Below are 19,380 nucleotides of genomic sequence, written 5' to 3'. Positions count from 1 at the left end.
TTATTTTTGGAGGTCTAACCTCTGATTTACAATCATTCTACCATAGTTTTTTCTATAATTTTGTGAAATTATTAGTTACAAAACAAAAAATACTGTATATACTATCAATATTTTCTGTATATAAAGACAGTGAGGTTCACCCCAAATGCGTAAACATTTAACGGCTCGTCAGCAAGAAATTTTTGATTTTGTAAAAAAACATATTGAAACCACGGGTATGCCTCCCACTCGTGTAGAAATTGCACGAGAAATCGGTTTTAAATCGCCTAATGCCGCAGAGGAACATCTAAAAGCCTTAGCCCGTAAAGGTTATATTGAAATGCTTTCAGGTACTTCTCGTGGTATTCGTATTTTAGTGGAAGACGAAAACGAGGCCGCCAATGATGAAGATGAAGGCTTACCATTAATCGGTAAAGTAGCGGCAGGCACGCCAATTCTAGCGATTGAACACGTTGAAAATCATTATCCTGTTAATGGGGCGATGTTTAATCCAACTGCTGATTATTTGCTCAAAGTAAATGGTAATTCAATGGAGAAAATCGGCATTTTAGATGGCGATTTATTGGCGGTTCATAAGACAAACACAGCCCGTAACGGTCAAGTTGTTGTTGCCCGTGTGAATGATGAAGTAACGGTAAAACGTTTAGAGAAAAAGGGCGAATTAATTTATTTGCACCCTGAAAATGATGAATTAAAGCCAATTATTGTTAATCCAAGCCAAGAATATATTGAGATTGAAGGAATTGCCGTTGGCGTTATTCGCAGTAATGCGTGGATGTAATATTATAGAGGTGAAATAGAGGCGAAATATTTTTCGCCCTATCCCATAATGCTAATTACAAAATAATGCTAATTGCAAAAAATCATTAAAAAATGACCGCTTGTCTATTAAATTCTCTATGAGTGATTACTCCCTTGCCAGCTTTCCTCACACTGAACAAGCACTGCTTGCCAAAGCACAATGGCTGGCAGGTTTTACCTTAGGTGAAATTGCGGAAATGTTGAAGATTCCTGTTCCACCTGATTTAAAACGAGATAAAGGCTGGGTAGGAACACTGATTGAAACCGCACTCGGAGCAAAAGCAGGCAGTAAAGCAGAGCAAGATTTTGCCCATTTAGGCATTGAGCTTAAAACGATTCCTATTAATCAAAAAGGTTTGCCACTCGAAACCACTTTTGTGTGTCTTGCTCCACTTACTCAAAACAATGGCATTACTTGGGAAAGCTCCCACGTTAAACATAAACTCTCTCGGGTGTTATGGATCCCCATTGAGGGTGAACGTACAATTCCACTTTATCAACGCCATATTGGGCAAGCGATTTTATGGTCGCCTACCGCTGAACAAGAATGCCAATTAAAACGTGATTGGGAAGAGTTGATGGAAATGATTGTGTTAGGCAAGCTCCACGAAATCAATGCCAAGCACGGCGAAGTGTTACAACTTAGACCCAAAGGAAGAAATAATCGCTCTGTAACCGTTGCTATTAATGCTGATGGCGAACGCGTTCAATCACTGCCTTTAGGTTTTTATTTACGAAAACAATTCACAGCGGAAATTTTACAAAACTTTTTACATTCCCCTATTTAAATTTATACTCATTATCTATATGCTCCTGTCCTCTATCTGATAGTTAAAACCCATTAATCCACTCTTTTTAAAAGGATATTCTTATGTTTGATTGGATTACCAATCCTGAAGCTTGGATAGCACTTGTTACGCTAACCGGGCTTGAAATTGTACTCGGTATTGATAACATCATTGTTATCAGTATTTTAGTTTCCCGCCTGCCAATTGAACAACGTCAATCTGCTCGTATTATTGGTTTAGCGCTTGCAATGGGAACGCGTATTCTCCTCCTTCTTTCACTTGCGTGGATGATGAAATTGGTAAATCCGCTTTTCCATATAGCAGGAAATGCGATTTCCGGTAGGGATTTAATTCTCTTGTTAGGCGGATTATTCCTGATTGTAAAAAGTTCAATGGAATTAAAAGAATCTATTGCTGCCGATTCACATAAAGAAGAGTCAAACTCCGTGAAAAAAGCAAGTTTTATGATGATTCTTACCCAAATTGCAATTTTTGATGTGGTATTCTCTCTCGATTCAGTAATTACCGCTGTCGCAATAGCAAACGATATTCCTGTCATGGTGATCGCCATTATGATTGCTGTGGCTGTAATGATGATGGCAGCAAAAACGATTGGTGATTTTGTGGATAACAACCCAACAATTAAAAACCTTGCTTTAGCGTTTTTAATTTTAATTGGTGTGGTGTTGGTTGGCGAAGCCTTTGATGTGCATATTCCTAAAACCGCTGTTTATACTGCAATGGGCTTCTCTGTGTTGGTTGAAATGCTTAATATCAAAATGCGTCGTAATCAAATGAAAGTACAACAAATTTAATTACTTCGCAATTCGTTAGCCCTTGATGAAAATCAGGGGCTTTTTAATGTACAATATTCTTCACATTTAATTTACCATATTCAAAATTATGGTAGGGACAGGTCCTGTGCCTGTCCGCAATCTACCTTTTTATATATTGGGCGGGCACAGGACCCGCCCCTACAATTAGAATTTTATGTTACTTATTGATATTAAAGACAAAGAACTCACTCAAGAAGAAGTGGAAATGCTAGAACACCCTCTGGTTTCTGGCTTAATTCTCTTCACTCGTAATTTTTATGATAAAGAACAAGTTCAAGCTCTCGTGAAAGATATTCGCCAACGTGTGAAAAAGCCATTATTGATCACCGTTGATCAAGAAGGTGGGCGAGTGCAACGTTTCCGTGAAGGTTTTACCAAATTACCTGCAATGCAATCTTTTAATCAACTGGCTCAAACACCAGAGCAAGCAAAACAATTAGCGAAAGAAACAGGCTGGTTGATGGCAGCTGAAATGTTTGCCTTAGACATTGATTTAAGCTTTGCTCCTGTTTTAGATTTAGGGCACGAGTGTAAAGCGATTGGCGATCGTTCATTCGGGCAAGATCCAAACACTATTTTGCCGATTGCCGAAGCCTTTATTGACGGTATGCTTGAGGTGGGAATGGCAACCACAGGTAAACATTTTCCTGGACACGGACACGTTTTAGCCGATTCACATTTAGAAACCCCTTTTGATGACAGAGCAAAAGAAATTATTTTTAACCACGATATTCAGCCATTTAAACAGCTAATTAGCAAAGGCAAGCTCTCCGCCATTATGCCTGCTCACGTTGTTTACACTCAATGCGATAGCCAGCCTGCCAGCGGTTCGGCTTACTGGCTCAAAGAGGTGTTACGCAAACAACTCAATTTTAACGGCATGATTTTCTCTGATGATTTAGGAATGAAAGGGGCTGGTTTTATGGGCGACTTTGTTGAGCGTTCAGAAAAAGCCATTCAAGCAGGTTGCGATTTACTGCTACTCTGCAACGAGCCAGAGGGCGTTGTTCAAGTATTAGATGGCTTGAAATATCAGCCAAACCAAGCTCAAAAAGAGCGTCATTTATCATTAATGAAACGCAGAACGGTAACTTGGCGTGAGTTAGAAAACAGCACACGTTATCAACAGGCTCAAGCAGAGCTAACTGCTCTTCAAAATAACTGGTTAGAGTGGAAAGAAGCCAATGCCTAATCAGCTAAACTGTGTACATTTTGAGCGTGGCGATTGCACCTCTTGCCAATGGCTTGCAACGCCTTATCAAAACCAACTAGCAGATAAAGAATCCGATCTCAAGCGGTTGATTTTGCAGTTTATTTTGCAAAATAAAACGGAAATCTTACCGCTTGTAAGCTCCCCTATTTCTCATTTTCGCAACAAAGCTAAAATGGTGGTATCAGGTAGTGTGGAACGTCCAATTCTAGGCATTTTAAAAGATCAAAACGATCCGCAAAGTGGCGTAGATTTAACCGACTGCCCGCTCTACCCCACTTCGTTTTATCACTTATTTCCAATTCTTAAAGATTTTATCGGGAGAGCAGGCTTAGTGCCTTATAACATCGCTAAGAAAAAAGGCGAGCTGAAATATATTCTGATTACCGAAAGCCAATTTAATCAATCACTTATGGTTCGCTTTGTAGTAAGAAGTGAAGCAAAACGAGCGTTGGTGGAAAGAGAGTTACCTAAGTTACTGGAAAAGCTACCCCAAAATTCGGTAGTTAGCCTGAATATTCAGCCACAACACGCCGCTGTATTAGAGGGCGAAGCCGAGATTTTTCTCACCGAACATAACGTGATTGAAGAGCATTTTAACGGCATACCGTTATTTATTCGTCCGCAAGGCTTTTTCCAAACTAACCCTGTTGTTGCAAGCCAGCTTTACTTGACCGCTCAACAATGGATTGAACACTTACCAATCCAAAAATGCTGGGATCTCTTCTGTGGTGTAGGCGGTTTTGGATTGCATTGTGCTAAAGCATTACAAGATAAAGGGGTTGATGTGGAATTAACAGGCATTGAAATTTCCGCTTCTGCCATTGCCAGTGCAACAAAATCAGCGGAAAAATTAGGTTTAGAGAAAGTAACATTTGCTTCACTCGATTCCGCTCAATTTGCGTTAAATGAAGCAGGCTCAACGCCTGATTTAGTAATTGTCAATCCGCCTCGCAGAGGCATTGGCAAACCGTTAGCTGAATTTTTAAATGAATTGGGTTCGCCTTATCTTATTTATTCAAGCTGCAATGCTCAATCTATGGCGAAAGATTTTGAAGCCTTAACCAATTATGAGCTTAGAAAAGTACAGTTGTTTGATATGTTCCCCCATACTTCACATTATGAAACATTGACGTTTTTAATCAAAAAATAAGCATACAAGCGGGCAAATTTTTGCCGTTTTTTGCAAATGTTGTTATAATCGCCAACCGAATATAGTCTTTTGTTCACAGAAGTAATCTGTGATTACTCTTTGAAAAGATAAAGCAGGAATCGCTTTACTATATACCTATTTCTTTTTTTCTATTAACTCTCAAATTAGAGGAACTCAACAATGGCTAAAATTGTTAAAGTAATCGGTCGTGAAATTATCGACTCTCGTGGTAACCCAACAGTAGAAGCAGAAGTTCACTTAGAAGGTGGCTTTGTAGGTTTAGCAGCTGCTCCATCAGGTGCTTCTACAGGTTCTCGTGAAGCATTAGAGTTACGCGATGGTGATAAATCACGTTTCTTAGGTAAAGGTGTATTAAAAGCGGTTTCTGCAGTAAACAACGAAATTGCTAAAGCATTAGAAGGCAAAGAAGGTACAGCACAAGCTGAAATCGACCAAATTATGATCGATTTAGATGGTACAGAAAACAAATCTAAATTCGGTGCAAACGCAATCTTAGCCGTTTCTTTAGCAACAGCTAAAGCAGCAGCAGCATCAAAAGGTTTACCACTTTACGCATACATTGCAGAATTAAACGGCACGCCGGGCGTTTACTCAATGCCATTACCAATGATGAATATCATCAACGGTGGTGAACACGCAGACAACAACGTTGATATTCAAGAATTTATGATTCAACCAGTTGGTGCAAAAACCTTAAAAGAAGCATTACGTATTGGTGCAGAAGTGTTCCACAATCTTGCGAAAGTATTAAAAGCGAAAGGTTTAAACACTGCAGTTGGTGATGAAGGTGGTTTCGCACCAAATCTTGCGTCAAACGCAGACGCTTTAGCGTGTATCAAAGAAGCGGTTGAAAAAGCAGGTTATGAGTTAGGTAAAGATGTTACTTTAGCGATGGACTGTGCATCTTCAGAATTCTACGACAAAGAACGTAATGTGTACGATATGAAAGGCGAAGGTAAAACTTTCACTTCACAAGAATTCACTCACTACTTAGAAGGTTTATGCAAAGAGTACCCAATCGTGTCTATCGAAGATGGTCAAGATGAGTCAGACTGGGAAGGTTTCGCATACCAAACTAAAGTATTAGGCGACAAAGTTCAATTAGTAGGTGACGATTTATTCGTTACTAATACTAAGATCTTAGCTCGTGGTATCGAAAACGGTATCGCAAACTCTATCTTAATCAAATTCAACCAAATTGGTTCATTAACTGAAACTTTAGCAGCAATCAAAATGGCTAAAGACGCAGGTTACACAGCGGTTATCTCTCACCGCAGCGGCGAAACCGAAGATGCAACCATTGCAGATTTAGCAGTAGGTACAGCAGCAGGTCAAATCAAAACTGGTTCTATGAGCCGTTCAGACCGTGTTGCGAAATACAACCAATTAATCCGTATCGAAGAAGCATTAGAGCGTGCTGGCACACCAGCTCCTTTCAATGGTCGTAAAGAGATTAAAGGTCAAGCATAATTGCTGATTAAACTTCAAATGCCACTGAGAAATCGGTGGCATTTTGCTTATAAGGATAATGTAATGCTCTACTCTGTTTTAACCGACCACATTTTACTAAACGAATCTTATCGTAATGGTGCTCACTCCACTCAGCACGAACATTTAGTCGTGATGTTTGAAATTGATGGCGAAACGGGCTATTTCTATGCAATGGATTTACACCAAAGCGAGCAACCTGTAGTAGATAGTTTGTTTGTCTTTAGCGTAAGTGATATTGAACAGAACTCGCTACACGAGCCTCGCCGATTAGAAATTTGTTGGAGTGAAGATGGCTACCAAGCCTTTTTATTGATTAACGGCTATCCACACGCCGTATTTGATTTCCACCAATTTGTTGGCTATAACCGCACTAAATACCCACAGCCAGAGCTTGGAAGTATGTGGGTACATAAAGAAACCACCAATGAATTGGTGGAGAAATGGTTGGGTTAAATAAATAAGGGCAAATTTAAAACTTGCCCTTATTTATCTGTATTATTTTTCAAGGATCTCTTTAAATACTCCAATCCCTTTTACGCCTAGTGCTGTGGCTAAGCCAACAAAATCCGCTCCTACCGATTTCATACGGTCGAAACCCGCTTTGTCATTTACGCCACCAACCCCAATGATTTGAAGATGTTTAAGTTTAGGCTCTTGATCTAACATTTGGCGAAGCGTGTAAACATTCCCCAGCGAAAGGGCGTGAATTGCCGTACCTGCCATACCACCAACGCCTGTTCCCAGCTCTGAATTTAATACCGCTTTGCCATTTTGTAACACAAGTGATGAGCCAAGCGTATTGGTTGAAGTAATAAAGGCGATTGGTAAATTTTTGCCATTTTCGACCGCTTGTAATAGCCCTTTAATCAACTCATCATACTGATTTTGATAGGTAAAAGGTGGAGTTTTAATGCCGATTGGTAATGCATTCTCTCCTTGATTGAGCTTTTTCAATGCAGTTTGTAAAGCGTGTAAATAGTGAGATAACTCCTCAGCAGAATATGCCGGTGAAATCTCTCCCGGAATATTTGGGCAAGAGATATTAATTTCCATCGCTAACGGCATTTTCACTTCAGCTTGGAATGTGACAATTTTCTCATAACACTCCCCCACTTCTTCAGGCGAGCCAAATACAGAAATGATAAATGGTTTGCTTGACGGTGCAGCAAGTTCATTTGAAATCGTACGCACGAAGCTAATGGTGGTATCTAAATTATTCGGACTTAAGCCAATGGTATTTAAGCTCGCTGTTTGTAAGCTACTTGCATCTTGCGTATTTACGCTTGCGGTTTTCTGAGCGGTTGAATCAAACAGCACATATTGATTCTTCGACCAATCGTGCGGGTAAGGTTGTGGCATTGAGGTACGAGTGGTTACCGCCCCCGTGTATTCACAGGCATAAAGCTCACGCAAGTTTTCTAATTCTGAACACCAAGGACAAGGGGTATTAAGAAGCGGTGGGTTGAATATTAATTTTTGCATAGATTATTCCTTATTTATGATTTTTAGTAAAAAGGACGCATTAGCGTCCTTTCCGATTAGTGAGTTGCGTTTTTTTCTTTTGGTAATACAATGTTTAATAAAATGGCAACTAAAGCACACAAGCTGATCCCTCTCAATGAAAATTCGCCGATGTTGATTAACATACCACCGATACCGAATGTCATTACCACAGAAGCGATACAAAGGTTGCGAGGAATGCTTAAATCCACTTTAGCTTTGATTAAGGTGTTGATACCTACCACAGCAACGGCACCGAAGAGTAACATCATAATACCGCCCATCACAAAGGTTGGGATAGTCGATAAGAATGCGCCGATTTTACCGCAGAATGAGAAGCCGATTGCCCATACCGCTGCCCAAGTCATAATTTTCGGGTTGAAGTTTTTAGTGAGCATTACCGCCCCCGTTACTTCTGAGTAAGTAGTATTTGGTGGGCCACCTAATGCCGCTGCTGCTGAGGTTGCTAAACCATCACCAAGAAGCGTGCGGTGTAAACCCGGTTTTTTCATAAAATCTTTACCTGCTACTTGGCTGATTGCCATTACATCGCCTAAGTGTTCAACGGCAGGAGCAAGAGCGATTGGGAGCAAGTAAAGAATAGCGTCTAATTGGAATTCAGGGGCAGAAACATTTGGTAAGCTAAACCAAGGAGCTTCAATTACTTTCGTGAAATCAATTAATCCCATAAAAATAGATAAGAGGTAGCCAACTGTTAAACCGGCCAAAATTGGCACTAATTTTAATAAGCCTTTCGCAAAAACAGCTACAATAAGTGTTGTTACCAATGTCGTCATTGAAACCACAATAGCAGTATTATATGCAATATTTGCTGATTTACCTGTTGCCATATCTACCGCCACAGGAGCAAGACCCAAGCCGATTACCATAATCACTGGGCCAATAACAATCGGTGGGAAATAGCGATGTAAGATTTCAACACCTTTTGCTTTAACCAAAGCTGATAATGCCATATAGATGAACCCTGAACAGAGTAATGCCCCCATTGTGACAGGAATACCCCATTGTTGAACACCAAATTGGATTGGAGCGATAAAGGCGAAAGAAGATGCGAGGAAAACAGGAATTTGACGTTTAGTGCAAACTTGGAAAATTAGCGTACCGACACCGGCGGTAAGAAGGGCAACATTAGGATCTAAACCGGTAATTAGCGGAACTAGTACCAACGCCCCAAATGCAACAAATAGCATTTGTAGCCCAATAAACGCCTGTTTTGGCGTACTAATATTTTCTGTGGTCATTTTTTTACTCTCTTTGTGTGATTACGATGTAACTCTTGCCGTTACTCAAATGAAAGCGACTGCTACAAAATGATTTCGCAAACGTTTGCGAATTTTAGGTAAAATTTTTTTGCCGATTTGACGGCAAATAAAATTTCTAGGGCTTCCACTAATAGAAAAGCCTTGAATTTTCATTCAAGGCTTAGGTTTAATTTTTAAACGGGCAGAATAATATAGTGTTCTTGCACCAATGTCAAACAGAAAATTTAGGATTTTATACTTTTACCAGCCTAATGCTCGGTTAGCGATAAAATCCCTCGCTATTTTTGAATGTGAAACGGCAAATAAACCTAAATTCCGCATAACCTGAATAGATAAAATTTCGCAAGAAAAAATAGAAATCAGACCGCTTGTCGCATTAATGATCCGCTCTTGATCTTGCTTTCGCTCTTGCTCAAACGCAGCTAATAATGAAAACTTGCCAATATCTTTGTTCTGATTGAAGGCTTGAGCTACCCGTTCTGCCAATGTATGCAAATCACGCAAGCCTAAGTTAAACCCTTGCCCTGCCACAGGGTGTAGCATTTGTGCAGCATTGCCGACAATCGCTAATCTATGATGAATATGGCTTTCTGCTTTTTGTGAAATCAGCGGATAAACAAACCGCTTGCTCACACGCAAAAACTGCCCTAACTTCCAACCGAATTGATGTTGTAATCGGCTTAAAAATTCGTTATCAGACAGCTGCATTAATTCATCAGCATTTTTCACACACCATACCAGCGACATCATATTGCCGCTTAATGGCAATAAGGCAAAAGGCCCTTGTTCGGTAAAATACTCAAAGGCTTGGTTTTGGTGCCATTCACTCAATTCTACATTGGCAATAATGGCCGACTGCTCATAATCTTGAACCTGCACCATTTCCACACCACACTGTTTCGCAATATTGGATTGAATGCCATCTGCTGCCACAAGCAAGGAACAGCTCAACTGCTCGTCATTTTTTAGCATGAGTTCACAACCTTGTTGTGAGCGTTTAATTACCTCAACTTCATTTGGGCAAAAAAGCTGAATATTCGGCTGCTGTTCGATACAAGCGGTCAATTTTTTACCTAATTTTGCAAGTTCAACCACAACCCCAAGCTGAGAGATATTCTGCTCGCTTGCTTTCAACGTTGTTTTACCAAAATGCCCTTTATCCGCCACTTGAATTTGCTTAATCGGCGTAGCAATTTTGCTGATTTCAACCCCTAAATCATCGCCTACAAGCGGTGTGATTTTTCGCATTTTTTGCAAACTGCCCTGTGCGAGGGCAATACTTCTCGCATCAAAACCACCTTGCTGTGCGTAGTTTGGTGCAGATTTCTCTACAATCGCAATGGAGATTTTATGCTGGGTAAAACTACTTAAGGCTAATGCCAGCACCGAGCCAGTTAGTGCCCCGCCCACAATTACGACATCAAATTCAGTTGCCATTTTATTTTCCATTTTTCGCCCAATCAAACGCATTGAGAATACTTAACGGATAACGCTCGCCGCTTAAATAATCTTTGACCGATTGAATCACCAACGGACTTCTGGCACATTGCCCTGGTTGCTGAATGTAGTCTTCAAATTCGGCTAAAGTGAGCCAAAGGGCTTGGGTAATATCGGCATCTTGTGGATTTGGCTCAAGCCAATCATCAAGCTCAACCGCTAACAAGAAACGCAGATAATCCGTTTTCGAGCGAGGGGCTTGCCACTGATAAATTTTCACAAGGCTTGCCATTTCCGCCCGAATACCTGTTTCTTCAAACAATTCACGGCTTGCTCCTTCCTGCAAGGTTTCATTTGCTTCTAAATGCCCTGCCGGTTGGTTAAGGGTTCGCTTGCCATATTCAATTTCTTCCACGAACAAAAACTTACCTTTACAATGCACCACGCACGCCATTGTTACATTTGGTTTAAACATCAAACTACCTCAATAAGTGGCTTTCCATCTTCTTTTTCAAGCAATTTGCCAACGTGGAATAGTGGCACACCTGCCCGATTTGCAATTTGTTGGATTTTTTCGACCGCTTGTGGCAATACCGCAACAAGCAATCCGCCCGATGTTTGCGGATCACACAAGATCGCTTTTTGCTCGTCCGTCATTGCGGAAATCAAATGTCCGTAACTATCAAAATTACGATTTGTACCACCCGGGACTGCTCCTAACGCAATATACTCTTTTGTCCCCTCTAAGGTTTGAATATCAGCAAAATGCACTTCTGCACGCACACCAGAGCCTTGACAAACTTCGCTTAAATGCCCTAACAACCCAAAACCTGTTACATCGGTCATTGCCATTACTTCTGGGAGTTCTGCCAATTCCGCTCCTATCAAATTGATTTGGCACATTGTTTCACTCGCCAAGTTTTGATGTTCAGGTTTCAGTAAGCCTTTCTTCTCTGCGGTAGTTAAAATGCCAATACCAAGCGGTTTGGTTAAAAATAGTTCACAGCCAGCCGTTGCAGAGGCATTACGTTTTACTCGTTCTGTCGGCACAATGCCTGTTACGGCTAAACCAAAAATCGGCTCTGGTGAGTCAATAGAATGCCCGCCCGCCAACGCAATTCCTGCTTGTTGGCAAGCAAAACGACCGCCCTCTACAATCTGTTGAGCCACTTCCGCAGGTAATTTATTGACAGGGAAACCAAGAATGGCAATTGCCATAATCGGCTTGCCGCCCATCGCGAAAATATCGCTAATTGCATTGGCAGCAGCGATCCGCCCGAAATCAAACGGATCATCAACAATCGGCATAAAGAAATCTGTGGTGCTGATAATCGCCTGACCATTGCCCAAATCATACACCGCCGCATCATCTGCCGTTTCGTTTCCAACCAGCAAATTCGGATCGACAAATTTCTCTAATTGAGTTTGTAAAATTGTCCCTAACACCTTAGGCGAAATTTTACAGCCTCAACCCGCCCCGTGGCTGAACTGCGTAAGTTTTATCGGTTCAGACATTCTGCCTCCATCGTAAATTAAAATTATGCCTATTGTACGCCAACAAGCGGTGGAATTTACAAAACTTTTTACAAATATTTATTTCCTTACAATTCTTAACCTAGCTATAAAGGCGGGGAATTGGTACTATTAGCAAAATTTTTTGCTGAGATTTTATCAAGGCACAATCACAAATTTCGTTTAAAGGTAAATTATATGAAACAGGTCGTTACACCTAAGTCGCCCCAAAATGTTAAAAAAGTTAATAATACTAAAGCAAATTCTGATATTGAGAATATACAAAAGAAAGCCGTTTTAGAAGAAACCGTTGTAAATTGGGAAGTGAAAGCAATTCCATACAATGAAAAAGAAGCTCAAGCAGCTGTTGAAGATGCAGAAAACGTTCCAACCGAAGAAGTCGGTGCTGCTGAAAAAGCAGATTGGATCATTTATAGTGTAACCATTGATCCTGCGAATATTCCTGCTTCCGCTTCCGGTGTTTTAGTTCCCCAATTAGTAAGTAGCAGCTATGGTGCATATAGCAGTACTTTTGCTACCAAATTATTGGCGTTAGGGGCATTATCCGGTGTCGGTTTATTAGGCTGGCATATAATGGATCGGAATTCTACTTCTTACCAAACAACCAATGTAAACACGAATAAACCGCTAGACTCTTTACCTACGGTAGCTTCCCCTGTGGGTAATACTACACAGAGAAATCCTACTCAGGAAAACCCTACTCAGGAAAATCCTACTCAGGAAAAACCTACTCAGGAAAAACCTACTCAGGAAAATCCTACTCAGGAAAAACCTACTCAGGAAAAACCTACTCAGGAAAAACCTACTCAGGAAAATCCTACTCAGGAAAAACCTACTCAGGAAAACCCTACTCAGGAAAATCCTACTCAGGAAAACCTTACTCAGGAAAACCCTACTCAGGAAAACCCTACTCAGGAAAACCCTACTCAGGAAAACCCTACTCAGGAAAACCTTACTCAGGAAAACCCTACTCAGGAAAATCCTACTCAGGAAAACCCTACTCAGGAAAATCCTACTCAGGAAAGCCCTACTCAGGTAACTCCGCCTGTTGTACCTAAAGAATTACCGAAACCTGAAATCGTAATTAATCCAATTACTGTGGATAATATTCTCAATAATGTTGAGATTAGAGAACAAATTACTATTTCAGGAACAGTAACTAATGCAAAAGCTAATGATGTTTTAACGCTAAAAATTGGCAACACAACTCTAACTTCTTCTATTCAAGCTGACGGTAAATTCAGTGCGATAACCAATGGCTCTGTGCTGGAAAGTAGCCGTGAAATTATAGCGGCTATTACTACACGGGATAATGAAGGCAATCAAGCAAGTGCAACCAAAACGCATCAATATGATGTAATAACCGCTATTGTTCAGCCAACTATTACGCTTGATAACGTAACTTATGATAATGTGTTGGATATTAGAGAAAAAGAAGAGGATGAAATCACACTTTCCGGTACGGTTAGCAATGCTAAAACAGATGATGTTGTTACTTTACAAATTGGTGATACGGTCATTACTACAAAAGTACAAGATGGCGGTAAATTCAGTATAGAAACCGATGGGGCAATATTAGCGACCACCGGAAAAATTATTGCATCTGTTACAACCCGAGACAGTATCGGCAATCAAGCAACTGCAACAACCACACGTGAATATCAACATAGTGATGTTGTACCCGTTCGCAAAAGACCAACTGTTCAATATGTGAATGTAACTGAAGACAATATTTTAAATGCAAATGAAGCAAAACAAGATAAGGTTACAATTAAAGTCAGTGTTGCCTTTACCGAGCCAAGTGATGTAGTAAAACTAAAAATTGGTGATATAGTCTTAACCACAACTAAAGAAGGAGATGACTACAAAGCGACAACTACAGGCGAGATAGTCGCCAATGGCAACGGCTCTCTATTAGTTACCATCACAGGATACGATCACACAGGCTACCAATTTACCCAAGAAACGCCTTATGAATATCATATGATGACAACTATTCCTCAACCTGTGATTGAATTTGATGATATTACCGATCACAATAGCATCAATTTGAATGAAAGCAAGTTAGCAGAAGTAATTGTGTCGGGAACTGCTACCAATACAAATACCGGAGACAAAATCACAGTTCAAATTGGAGCTGAAACATTCAGCACAGAATTAAATAATGGGCGTTTTAGTATCACCACAAGCGGTCAAATTTTAGCAAAAAACAGCAAAATCACCGCAAGTTTAACTACAACAGATATTGCCGGCAATCAGGCGACTGCAAGTGCGACTCACGATTATAAGGTATTACCCGTTTATTCTACTAAAGTTACTTACCCTAATAAGGTTGAGACTTATGAATCTAGCAGTCAGTTTGATTTTAGCAGTTTAAAATCGACATTAAGCGATCCTAAAGCTTATGTTTTACAAAATAGTGAAGCTAAAACTAAAGTAATAACCGCTTTAACACAATATGTTGAAACCAATTCTGATTTGGCAGCTCAAAATATTACAGCCTCTTATAAAGCAGACTCTGATGGTGACGGCATTATTGATATTCACGATAAAAATCCACAAATGTGGAATGTTTCAGAAAGAGATTTACGTTTCTTTGCAGCTGCGGCACATAGCAGTGAGAATGTGAATAAAAATATTTTTGAGCGTTACAATGAAGGTCGTATTAATGACTTTAACGCTCAGCGTTTCAATAATAATGCGGACATTCGAGACATTAATAAATATTGGGAGGTATTAAAATCTGTTCAAGCAGCCGAAGGTTTAGAATACCGTATTTATGGCAATGGCAAACAGTCGGATAATTCTTACCAAAATGTTGTTATTGCTTTTAAAGGCACAAGTGATATTACAGATTGGTCAGGTAATTTAAATATCTTGAGCGGTAAGAAGCACCCACAATTAAACTATCTGCAACAGGCAGCGGAATATGTGGCGGAATATTATCCGCATAACCTATATACAACAGGCAACTCACTTGGTGGCTATTTAGCACAATATTTTGCCGCTTATACGGTACAACATCATCCTGAACTGGCAAAAGCGTTTCAGCATAGTAGTTTGTTCAATACCGCTGTATTAAATACGACTTCTGGTAGCCCAAATGATCTGAAAGAAGCAAGAGCAACTACCGATAAATTTGTTAAAGAGGCCATAACAGACGATAGCGATAAAAGCAATTCAGTAGAATTACACACTAGCAATTCGTATGTCATTAAAGGCGAATGGTTAAGTGATGGCTATCTTGTCTTCAGTGGGCTTGGGTCTTATGAGAATACCACTTTCTTTGATGGAACAGGAAACCCTCGAGATAAGCATAATATGTCTCAATTCTTCAATAATAACGCTAAATTGGAAGAAACCTTTACAAGAGGTTACTTGATGGACAAGCACTATTTAAATAAAGATAGCGATAATGACGGCTTAACCAACCAACAAGAAGCTAAATTAGGCACGAACCAAATCACTCTCGACAGTGATGGCGATGGATTTAATGATAAACTAGAAGCCCAGCTAAAATCCGATCCGCTTAATGCTAATGCTATTCCTGATTTCTTAGATAAAATCAATATTCAGGACGTATTCGCCTCTATCGCCGTAACCATTGAAAGCCAAAACTCACAAGGCATCTCAAAATCAAAAGAGGTTCAATTAACAGCCTCACTAGAAGGAGAAAGTATCGTTTATAGTCTGGATCCTTCTGTTGTCGCAGAACATACGGCTGATTTTGTCTTATAAATTAAATCCACTTATAACCTTAAATACCTTTAATGTTGATAACATTAAAGGTATTTTTTATATCTGTTATAAAAAGTATCAATCTCGATTCAACAAATTGTAAGCTACCAATTTTGCAAAAAATTCTACAAATTTAACCGCTTGCGGTATAATCAGCCTCTATTTTATAAGTGAAAAATTGAGAAAAAGGAAAGACAATGTTTGAATTAAACCCAATTAAAAACCAACTGGCTGATTTAAGCGAACGCACTGCGGTGATCAGGGGGTATCTTTGACTTTGATAATAAAGTCGAACGTTTAGAAGAAGTGAATGCAGAGCTGGAACAGCCTGATGTATGGAACAAACCGGAGAAAGCTCAAGCACTGGGGAAAGAACGCTCAATGTTGGAGCAAATTGTCAATACCATTAAGGCATTAGAGCAAGGGATTGAAGATGTTGAAGGCTTGATTGAGCTGGCAGTCGAGGCAGAAGATGTGGATACCTTCAACGAAGCCCAAGTGGAAGCGGACGAATTAGAGAAAAAACTTGCCGATTTAGAATTTAAGCGGATGTTCAGTGGCCCACACGATAGTGCCGATTGTTATTTGGATTTGCAAGCAGGTTCAGGTGGCACGGAAGCTCAAGACTGGACGGAAATGTTACTCAGAATGTACCTGCGTTGGGCAGAATCCAAAGGCTTTAAAGCGGAATTGATGGAAGCCTCAGACGGCGATGTGGCAGGGATTAAATCCGCCACCGTGAAAATTTCGGGCGACTATGCCTACGGCTGGTTCAGAACCGAAACGGGTATTCACCGCTTAGTGCGTAAAAGCCCGTTTGATGCGAACAATGGCAGACACACTTCGTTCTCCGCAGCCTTCGTTTATCCAGAAGTTGATGATGATATCGATATTGAAATCACCCCTGCGGATCTCCGTATTGATGTGTACCGTGCGTCAGGGGCGGGCGGTCAGCACGTTAATAAAACTGAATCAGCGGTGCGTATTACCCATATGCCGAGCGGGATTGTGGTGCAGTGCCAGAACGGTCGTTCACAACATCAAAACAAAGATCAGGCGATGAAACAGCTCAAAGCGAAACTTTACGAGCTGGAAATGAGCAAGAAAAATGCCGAAAAACAGGCGATGGAAGACAATAAATCCGATATCGGCTGGGGCAGCCAGATCCGTTCGTATGTGTTAGACGACTCTCGCATTAAAGATCACCGCACAGGGGTAGAACACCGTACTACGCAACAAGTGCTGGACGGCGATTTAGATAAATTCGTGCAAGCGAGTTTGAAGGCAGGGCTGTAATTATCCGAAATTCCGCGTAGGGACAGGTCCTGTGCCTGTCCGTATAACGATGTTAATAACGGGCAGGCATAAGACCCGCTCCTACATAAAGAATCATTTCAAGCACTATGAACATTTTCGACTCCCTCCAATTTAGCATTAGCGTAACTCTCCCAACCATTTTATTAATGTTGTTTGGGATTTTTCTACGCAGGCGAAAATTCATTGATGATGCCTTTTGCAATATGGCATCAAAGGTGGTGTTTAACTTTACCCTACCGCCAATGATTTTCTTCAATATGCTAAAAAGCCCGTTGGATTTCTCAAGCCAAATCAGCTTGATTTCCACAGGCGTAGGCGGGTCGATTTTGATTTATTTATGGGCAGAATGGTGGGCAGCACGGCATATTGAAAACCGCCGATACCGTTGTATTTTCACGCAAGGCACATTTCGCACCAATGCAGCAATTTTAGGTATTGCCTTAATTCTCAATGCCTATGGCGACAAAGCTCTTGCTGCGGCATCGGTCTATATTTCGTGCTTGGTGATTGCATTCAACGTACTGGCTGTGATTACGCTAACTTCATCGCTGAGCGAGAAAAAAGTCAATGTGGGTAGATTGCTTATTTCAATTTTGAAAAATCCGCTCATTTTAGCCGTGATTGCAGGTTTAATTTTCAACTACTTTGAATTAGCCAGCTCAATTCCCAAACCGATTGAATCTGCAGGGAAATTAATGGCGAGCTTAACACTTCCCCTCGCCTTAATTTGCACGGGGGCGAGCATTAATTTCAAGCAGTTGAAGCAATTTAATCAAGGAGCGGAAAGCACCATCAATAAAATCGTGCTATTTTCTGCCTCTATTCGCTTGATTTTCGCCCCAATTTTCTTCCTCTTGCTGGGGAAATTTGTGTTTAAATTACCACCAATGGAGCTTGGTATTGTCTTTGTTGCCGCTTCTGCCCCTGTGGCAGCCGCCACTTATGCAATGACGAGAAACTACGGCGGCGATGGCGAAGCGGCAGCTAATTTAATCGGCATTACCACGCTTGGCTCAATGTTCAGTGCCAGCATCGGACTATTTTTATTAAGACAACTAGGCTGGGTTTAGCCTCATTTAAGGAACTATTTTGGAATATCGTTACTACATTACCACCGCCATTGTGGTTGTGGTGTTACAACTCTTTTTATACAGCGTTGGAAGAACCATCGGCTGGCTTTTTAATTTATCGGCAAGAAGTCGAAAAATCATTCATTTCATCACGTTTTTAGCTATTAACACAATGGTTATTCTGCACGTTATCCGCACATTTACTCTGTTTCGAGTGATGGCATTTGTGTTGGTATTATTGCTATTTGCATTTTTTGTGAGTTTTTTGACCGCTTGTATTTACAAACTAAGCAAAGGAAATCCGTCTGTTAATCGTGGCTTGAAAGCTATCTACCCCTTTGCCTTCTTAGGCTTAATCGGGCTTGGCTTTTACAATGCTTATGTGCCAACGGTGGTGCATTATTCAATTAAAATAGATAAACCGTTAGAAAAACCGCTTCGCATTGGTATGGCAAGTGATCTGCATTTAGGAAAATTATTTGGATCGAAACAGCTTGACCAACTGGCAGATATTTTTAATCAAGAAAAAGTCGATTTGATTTTATTGCCCGGTGATATTATGGACGATAATCTTGTATTTTATCGTTCAAAAAATATGCACGATTCATTTTCAAAATTAAAAGCACCTCTAGGCGTTTATGCTACATTAGGCAACCACGATTTTTTCGGGGCTCAAGAAAGTATTGCACAAGCAATTCGTAAAGCAGGTATTACAGTTTTGTGGGATCAAGTGGTCGAAATCGATGGAAAATTTACACTTATTGGACGTAACGATGATCTAGTGAAAAATCGCCCATCTGCTGAGCAATTACTGCAAGCGGTTAATACCGAACTACCTGTGATTTTGCTCGACCACCGCCCGACAGAAATTGAAAAACACGCTAAATTACCGATTGATATTCAAGTGTCAGGACACGCCCACAAAGGGCAAGTTTTCCCTGCTAGTATTATTACCAAAGTAATGTATAGGCTACATTACGGCTATGAAAAAATCGGCTTCGGGCATTATTTTGTTACCTCTGGCTATGGTTTTTGGGGAATACCGATGAGGTTAGGTTCGCAGTCTGAAGTGATGATTATTGATGTGGAAGGGAAACAGCCATAAGACAAAGTGGAGGAAAACTTGCAAAATTTTTCTGAAATTTGACCGCTTGACATCATTATTTTGTGAGCTATGTCACAGTCATTTTGGCTTAGTTTCG

16 protein-coding genes are annotated in these 19,380 nt (G+C 40.5%); 11 read left to right on the top strand and 5 right to left on the bottom strand.

Features of this window, described 5'->3' with window-relative positions; all coding sequences use genetic code 11:
- Window positions 1-145: 145 nt before the first annotated feature.
- From lexA to ACERCF_RS07395, 7 genes are all read left to right on the top strand, one after another.
- Window positions 146-781, top strand: a complete 636-nt coding sequence (lexA, locus tag ACERCF_RS07425) for a transcriptional repressor LexA (protein WP_373611608.1) — start codon at window positions 146-148, stop codon at window positions 779-781.
- A gap of 118 nt (window positions 782-899) precedes the next feature.
- Window positions 900-1,589: a DNA mismatch repair endonuclease MutH gene (gene mutH / locus ACERCF_RS07420; RefSeq protein ID WP_373611607.1), complete on the top strand. Its 690-nt coding sequence runs from the start codon at window positions 900-902 to the stop codon at window positions 1,587-1,589.
- Window positions 1,590-1,672: 83 nt separating this feature from the next.
- Window positions 1,673-2,404: a TerC family protein gene (locus tag ACERCF_RS07415; protein WP_373625166.1), complete on the top strand. Its 732-nt coding sequence runs from the start codon at window positions 1,673-1,675 to the stop codon at window positions 2,402-2,404.
- A gap of 175 nt (window positions 2,405-2,579) precedes the next feature.
- A complete protein-coding gene (gene nagZ / locus ACERCF_RS07410; protein ID WP_373611605.1) occupies window positions 2,580-3,617 on the top strand; it encodes a beta-N-acetylhexosaminidase in 1,038 nt (345 codons plus the stop codon).
- Window positions 3,610-4,788, top strand: a complete 1,179-nt coding sequence (rlmC, locus tag ACERCF_RS07405; RefSeq protein ID WP_373625165.1) for a 23S rRNA (uracil(747)-C(5))-methyltransferase RlmC — start codon at window positions 3,610-3,612, stop codon at window positions 4,786-4,788. The genes nagZ and rlmC overlap by 8 nt, the downstream gene beginning before the upstream one ends.
- A gap of 180 nt (window positions 4,789-4,968) precedes the next feature.
- Window positions 4,969-6,279 (top strand): phosphopyruvate hydratase, encoded by a 1,311-nt coding sequence (gene eno, locus ACERCF_RS07400; protein ID WP_006253064.1) that lies wholly within the window; start codon window positions 4,969-4,971, stop codon window positions 6,277-6,279.
- A 63-nt stretch (window positions 6,280-6,342) separates the two neighbouring features.
- Entirely contained in the window at window positions 6,343-6,753 is a 411-nt protein-coding gene (locus tag ACERCF_RS07395) for a DUF2251 domain-containing protein (RefSeq protein WP_373611602.1), read from the top strand.
- A 42-nt stretch (window positions 6,754-6,795) separates the two neighbouring features.
- Here the strand turns inward: ACERCF_RS07395 and ACERCF_RS07390 are convergent, their stop codons facing one another.
- The 5 genes from ACERCF_RS07390 to selD all read right to left on the bottom strand — a co-directional run bounded on the left by ACERCF_RS07390 (window position 6,796) and on the right by selD (window position 12,035).
- Window positions 6,796-7,782 carry a dihydroorotate dehydrogenase gene (locus ACERCF_RS07390; protein WP_373625164.1) on the bottom strand — a complete coding sequence of 329 codons (987 nt, stop codon included), beginning with the start codon at window positions 7,780-7,782 and terminating at the stop codon, window positions 6,796-6,798.
- A gap of 56 nt (window positions 7,783-7,838) precedes the next feature.
- The gene (locus tag ACERCF_RS07385; protein WP_373625163.1) at window positions 7,839-9,062 is read right to left on the bottom strand and encodes a uracil-xanthine permease family protein; all 1,224 of its coding nucleotides are present in this window, start codon (window positions 9,060-9,062) and stop codon (window positions 7,839-7,841) included.
- A gap of 261 nt (window positions 9,063-9,323) precedes the next feature.
- Complete coding sequence (ubiH, locus tag ACERCF_RS07380; RefSeq protein ID WP_373625162.1) at window positions 9,324-10,520, bottom strand: 2-octaprenyl-6-methoxyphenyl hydroxylase; 1,197 nt, start codon at window positions 10,518-10,520, stop codon at window positions 9,324-9,326.
- Window position 10,521: 1 nt separating this feature from the next.
- Window positions 10,522-10,995: an NUDIX hydrolase gene (locus tag ACERCF_RS07375; protein ID WP_373611598.1), complete on the bottom strand. Its 474-nt coding sequence runs from the start codon at window positions 10,993-10,995 to the stop codon at window positions 10,522-10,524.
- The gene (gene selD / locus ACERCF_RS07370) at window positions 10,995-12,035 is read right to left on the bottom strand and encodes a selenide, water dikinase SelD (RefSeq protein WP_373625161.1); all 1,041 of its coding nucleotides are present in this window, start codon (window positions 12,033-12,035) and stop codon (window positions 10,995-10,997) included. Before selD ends, ACERCF_RS07375 begins: the two co-directional genes overlap by 1 nt.
- Window positions 12,036-12,230: 195 nt before the next feature.
- Here selD and ACERCF_RS07360 point away from each other — a divergent pair, with 195 nt between their 5' ends.
- From ACERCF_RS07360 to ACERCF_RS07345, 4 genes are all read left to right on the top strand, one after another.
- Window positions 12,231-15,791, top strand: a complete 3,561-nt coding sequence (locus ACERCF_RS07360) for an Ig-like domain-containing protein (protein WP_472853092.1) — start codon at window positions 12,231-12,233, stop codon at window positions 15,789-15,791.
- A gap of 197 nt (window positions 15,792-15,988) precedes the next feature.
- A protein-coding gene (prfB, locus tag ACERCF_RS07355; RefSeq protein ID WP_373625160.1) for a peptide chain release factor 2 occupies window positions 15,989-17,087 on the top strand; the annotation gives its coding sequence in 2 pieces (ribosomal slippage) (window positions 15,989-16,063 and window positions 16,065-17,087; 1,098 coding nt in all).
- Window positions 17,088-17,194: 107 nt separating this feature from the next.
- Window positions 17,195-18,178 carry an AEC family transporter gene (locus ACERCF_RS07350; protein ID WP_373611592.1) on the top strand — a complete coding sequence of 328 codons (984 nt, stop codon included), beginning with the start codon at window positions 17,195-17,197 and terminating at the stop codon, window positions 18,176-18,178.
- 19 nt (window positions 18,179-18,197) lie between these two features.
- Complete coding sequence (locus ACERCF_RS07345) at window positions 18,198-19,283, top strand: metallophosphoesterase (RefSeq protein WP_373625159.1); 1,086 nt, start codon at window positions 18,198-18,200, stop codon at window positions 19,281-19,283.
- Window positions 19,284-19,380 lie beyond the last annotated feature (97 nt).

Origin of the sequence: Mannheimia kashgarensis (assembly GCF_041807705.1) — a bacterium.
Taxonomy (GTDB): Bacteria; Pseudomonadota; Gammaproteobacteria; order Enterobacterales; family Pasteurellaceae; genus Mannheimia.
This window is presented reverse-complemented; position numbering and strand designations above follow the sequence as displayed.

Coding starts and splice junctions, on each gene's coding strand:
- mutH (WP_373611607.1), top strand. CDS start 900: ATGAGTGATTACTCCCTTGCCAGCTTTCCTCACACTGAACAAGCACTG.
- ACERCF_RS07360 (WP_472853092.1), top strand. CDS start 12,231: ATGAAACAGGTCGTTACACCTAAGTCGCCCCAAAATGTTAAAAAAGTT.
- ubiH (WP_373625162.1), bottom strand. CDS start 10,520: ATGGCAACTGAATTTGATGTCGTAATTGTGGGCGGGGCACTAACTGGC.
- rlmC (WP_373625165.1), top strand. CDS start 3,610: ATGCCTAATCAGCTAAACTGTGTACATTTTGAGCGTGGCGATTGCACC.
- ACERCF_RS07350 (WP_373611592.1), top strand. CDS start 17,195: ATGAACATTTTCGACTCCCTCCAATTTAGCATTAGCGTAACTCTCCCA.
- ACERCF_RS07415 (WP_373625166.1), top strand. CDS start 1,673: ATGTTTGATTGGATTACCAATCCTGAAGCTTGGATAGCACTTGTTACG.
- eno (WP_006253064.1), top strand. CDS start 4,969: ATGGCTAAAATTGTTAAAGTAATCGGTCGTGAAATTATCGACTCTCGT.
- lexA (WP_373611608.1), top strand. CDS start 146: ATGCGTAAACATTTAACGGCTCGTCAGCAAGAAATTTTTGATTTTGTA.
- ACERCF_RS07395 (WP_373611602.1), top strand. CDS start 6,343: ATGCTCTACTCTGTTTTAACCGACCACATTTTACTAAACGAATCTTAT.
- ACERCF_RS07390 (WP_373625164.1), bottom strand. CDS start 7,782: ATGCAAAAATTAATATTCAACCCACCGCTTCTTAATACCCCTTGTCCT.
- ACERCF_RS07385 (WP_373625163.1), bottom strand. CDS start 9,062: ATGACCACAGAAAATATTAGTACGCCAAAACAGGCGTTTATTGGGCTA.
- ACERCF_RS07375 (WP_373611598.1), bottom strand. CDS start 10,995: ATGTTTAAACCAAATGTAACAATGGCGTGCGTGGTGCATTGTAAAGGT.
- nagZ (WP_373611605.1), top strand. CDS start 2,580: ATGTTACTTATTGATATTAAAGACAAAGAACTCACTCAAGAAGAAGTG.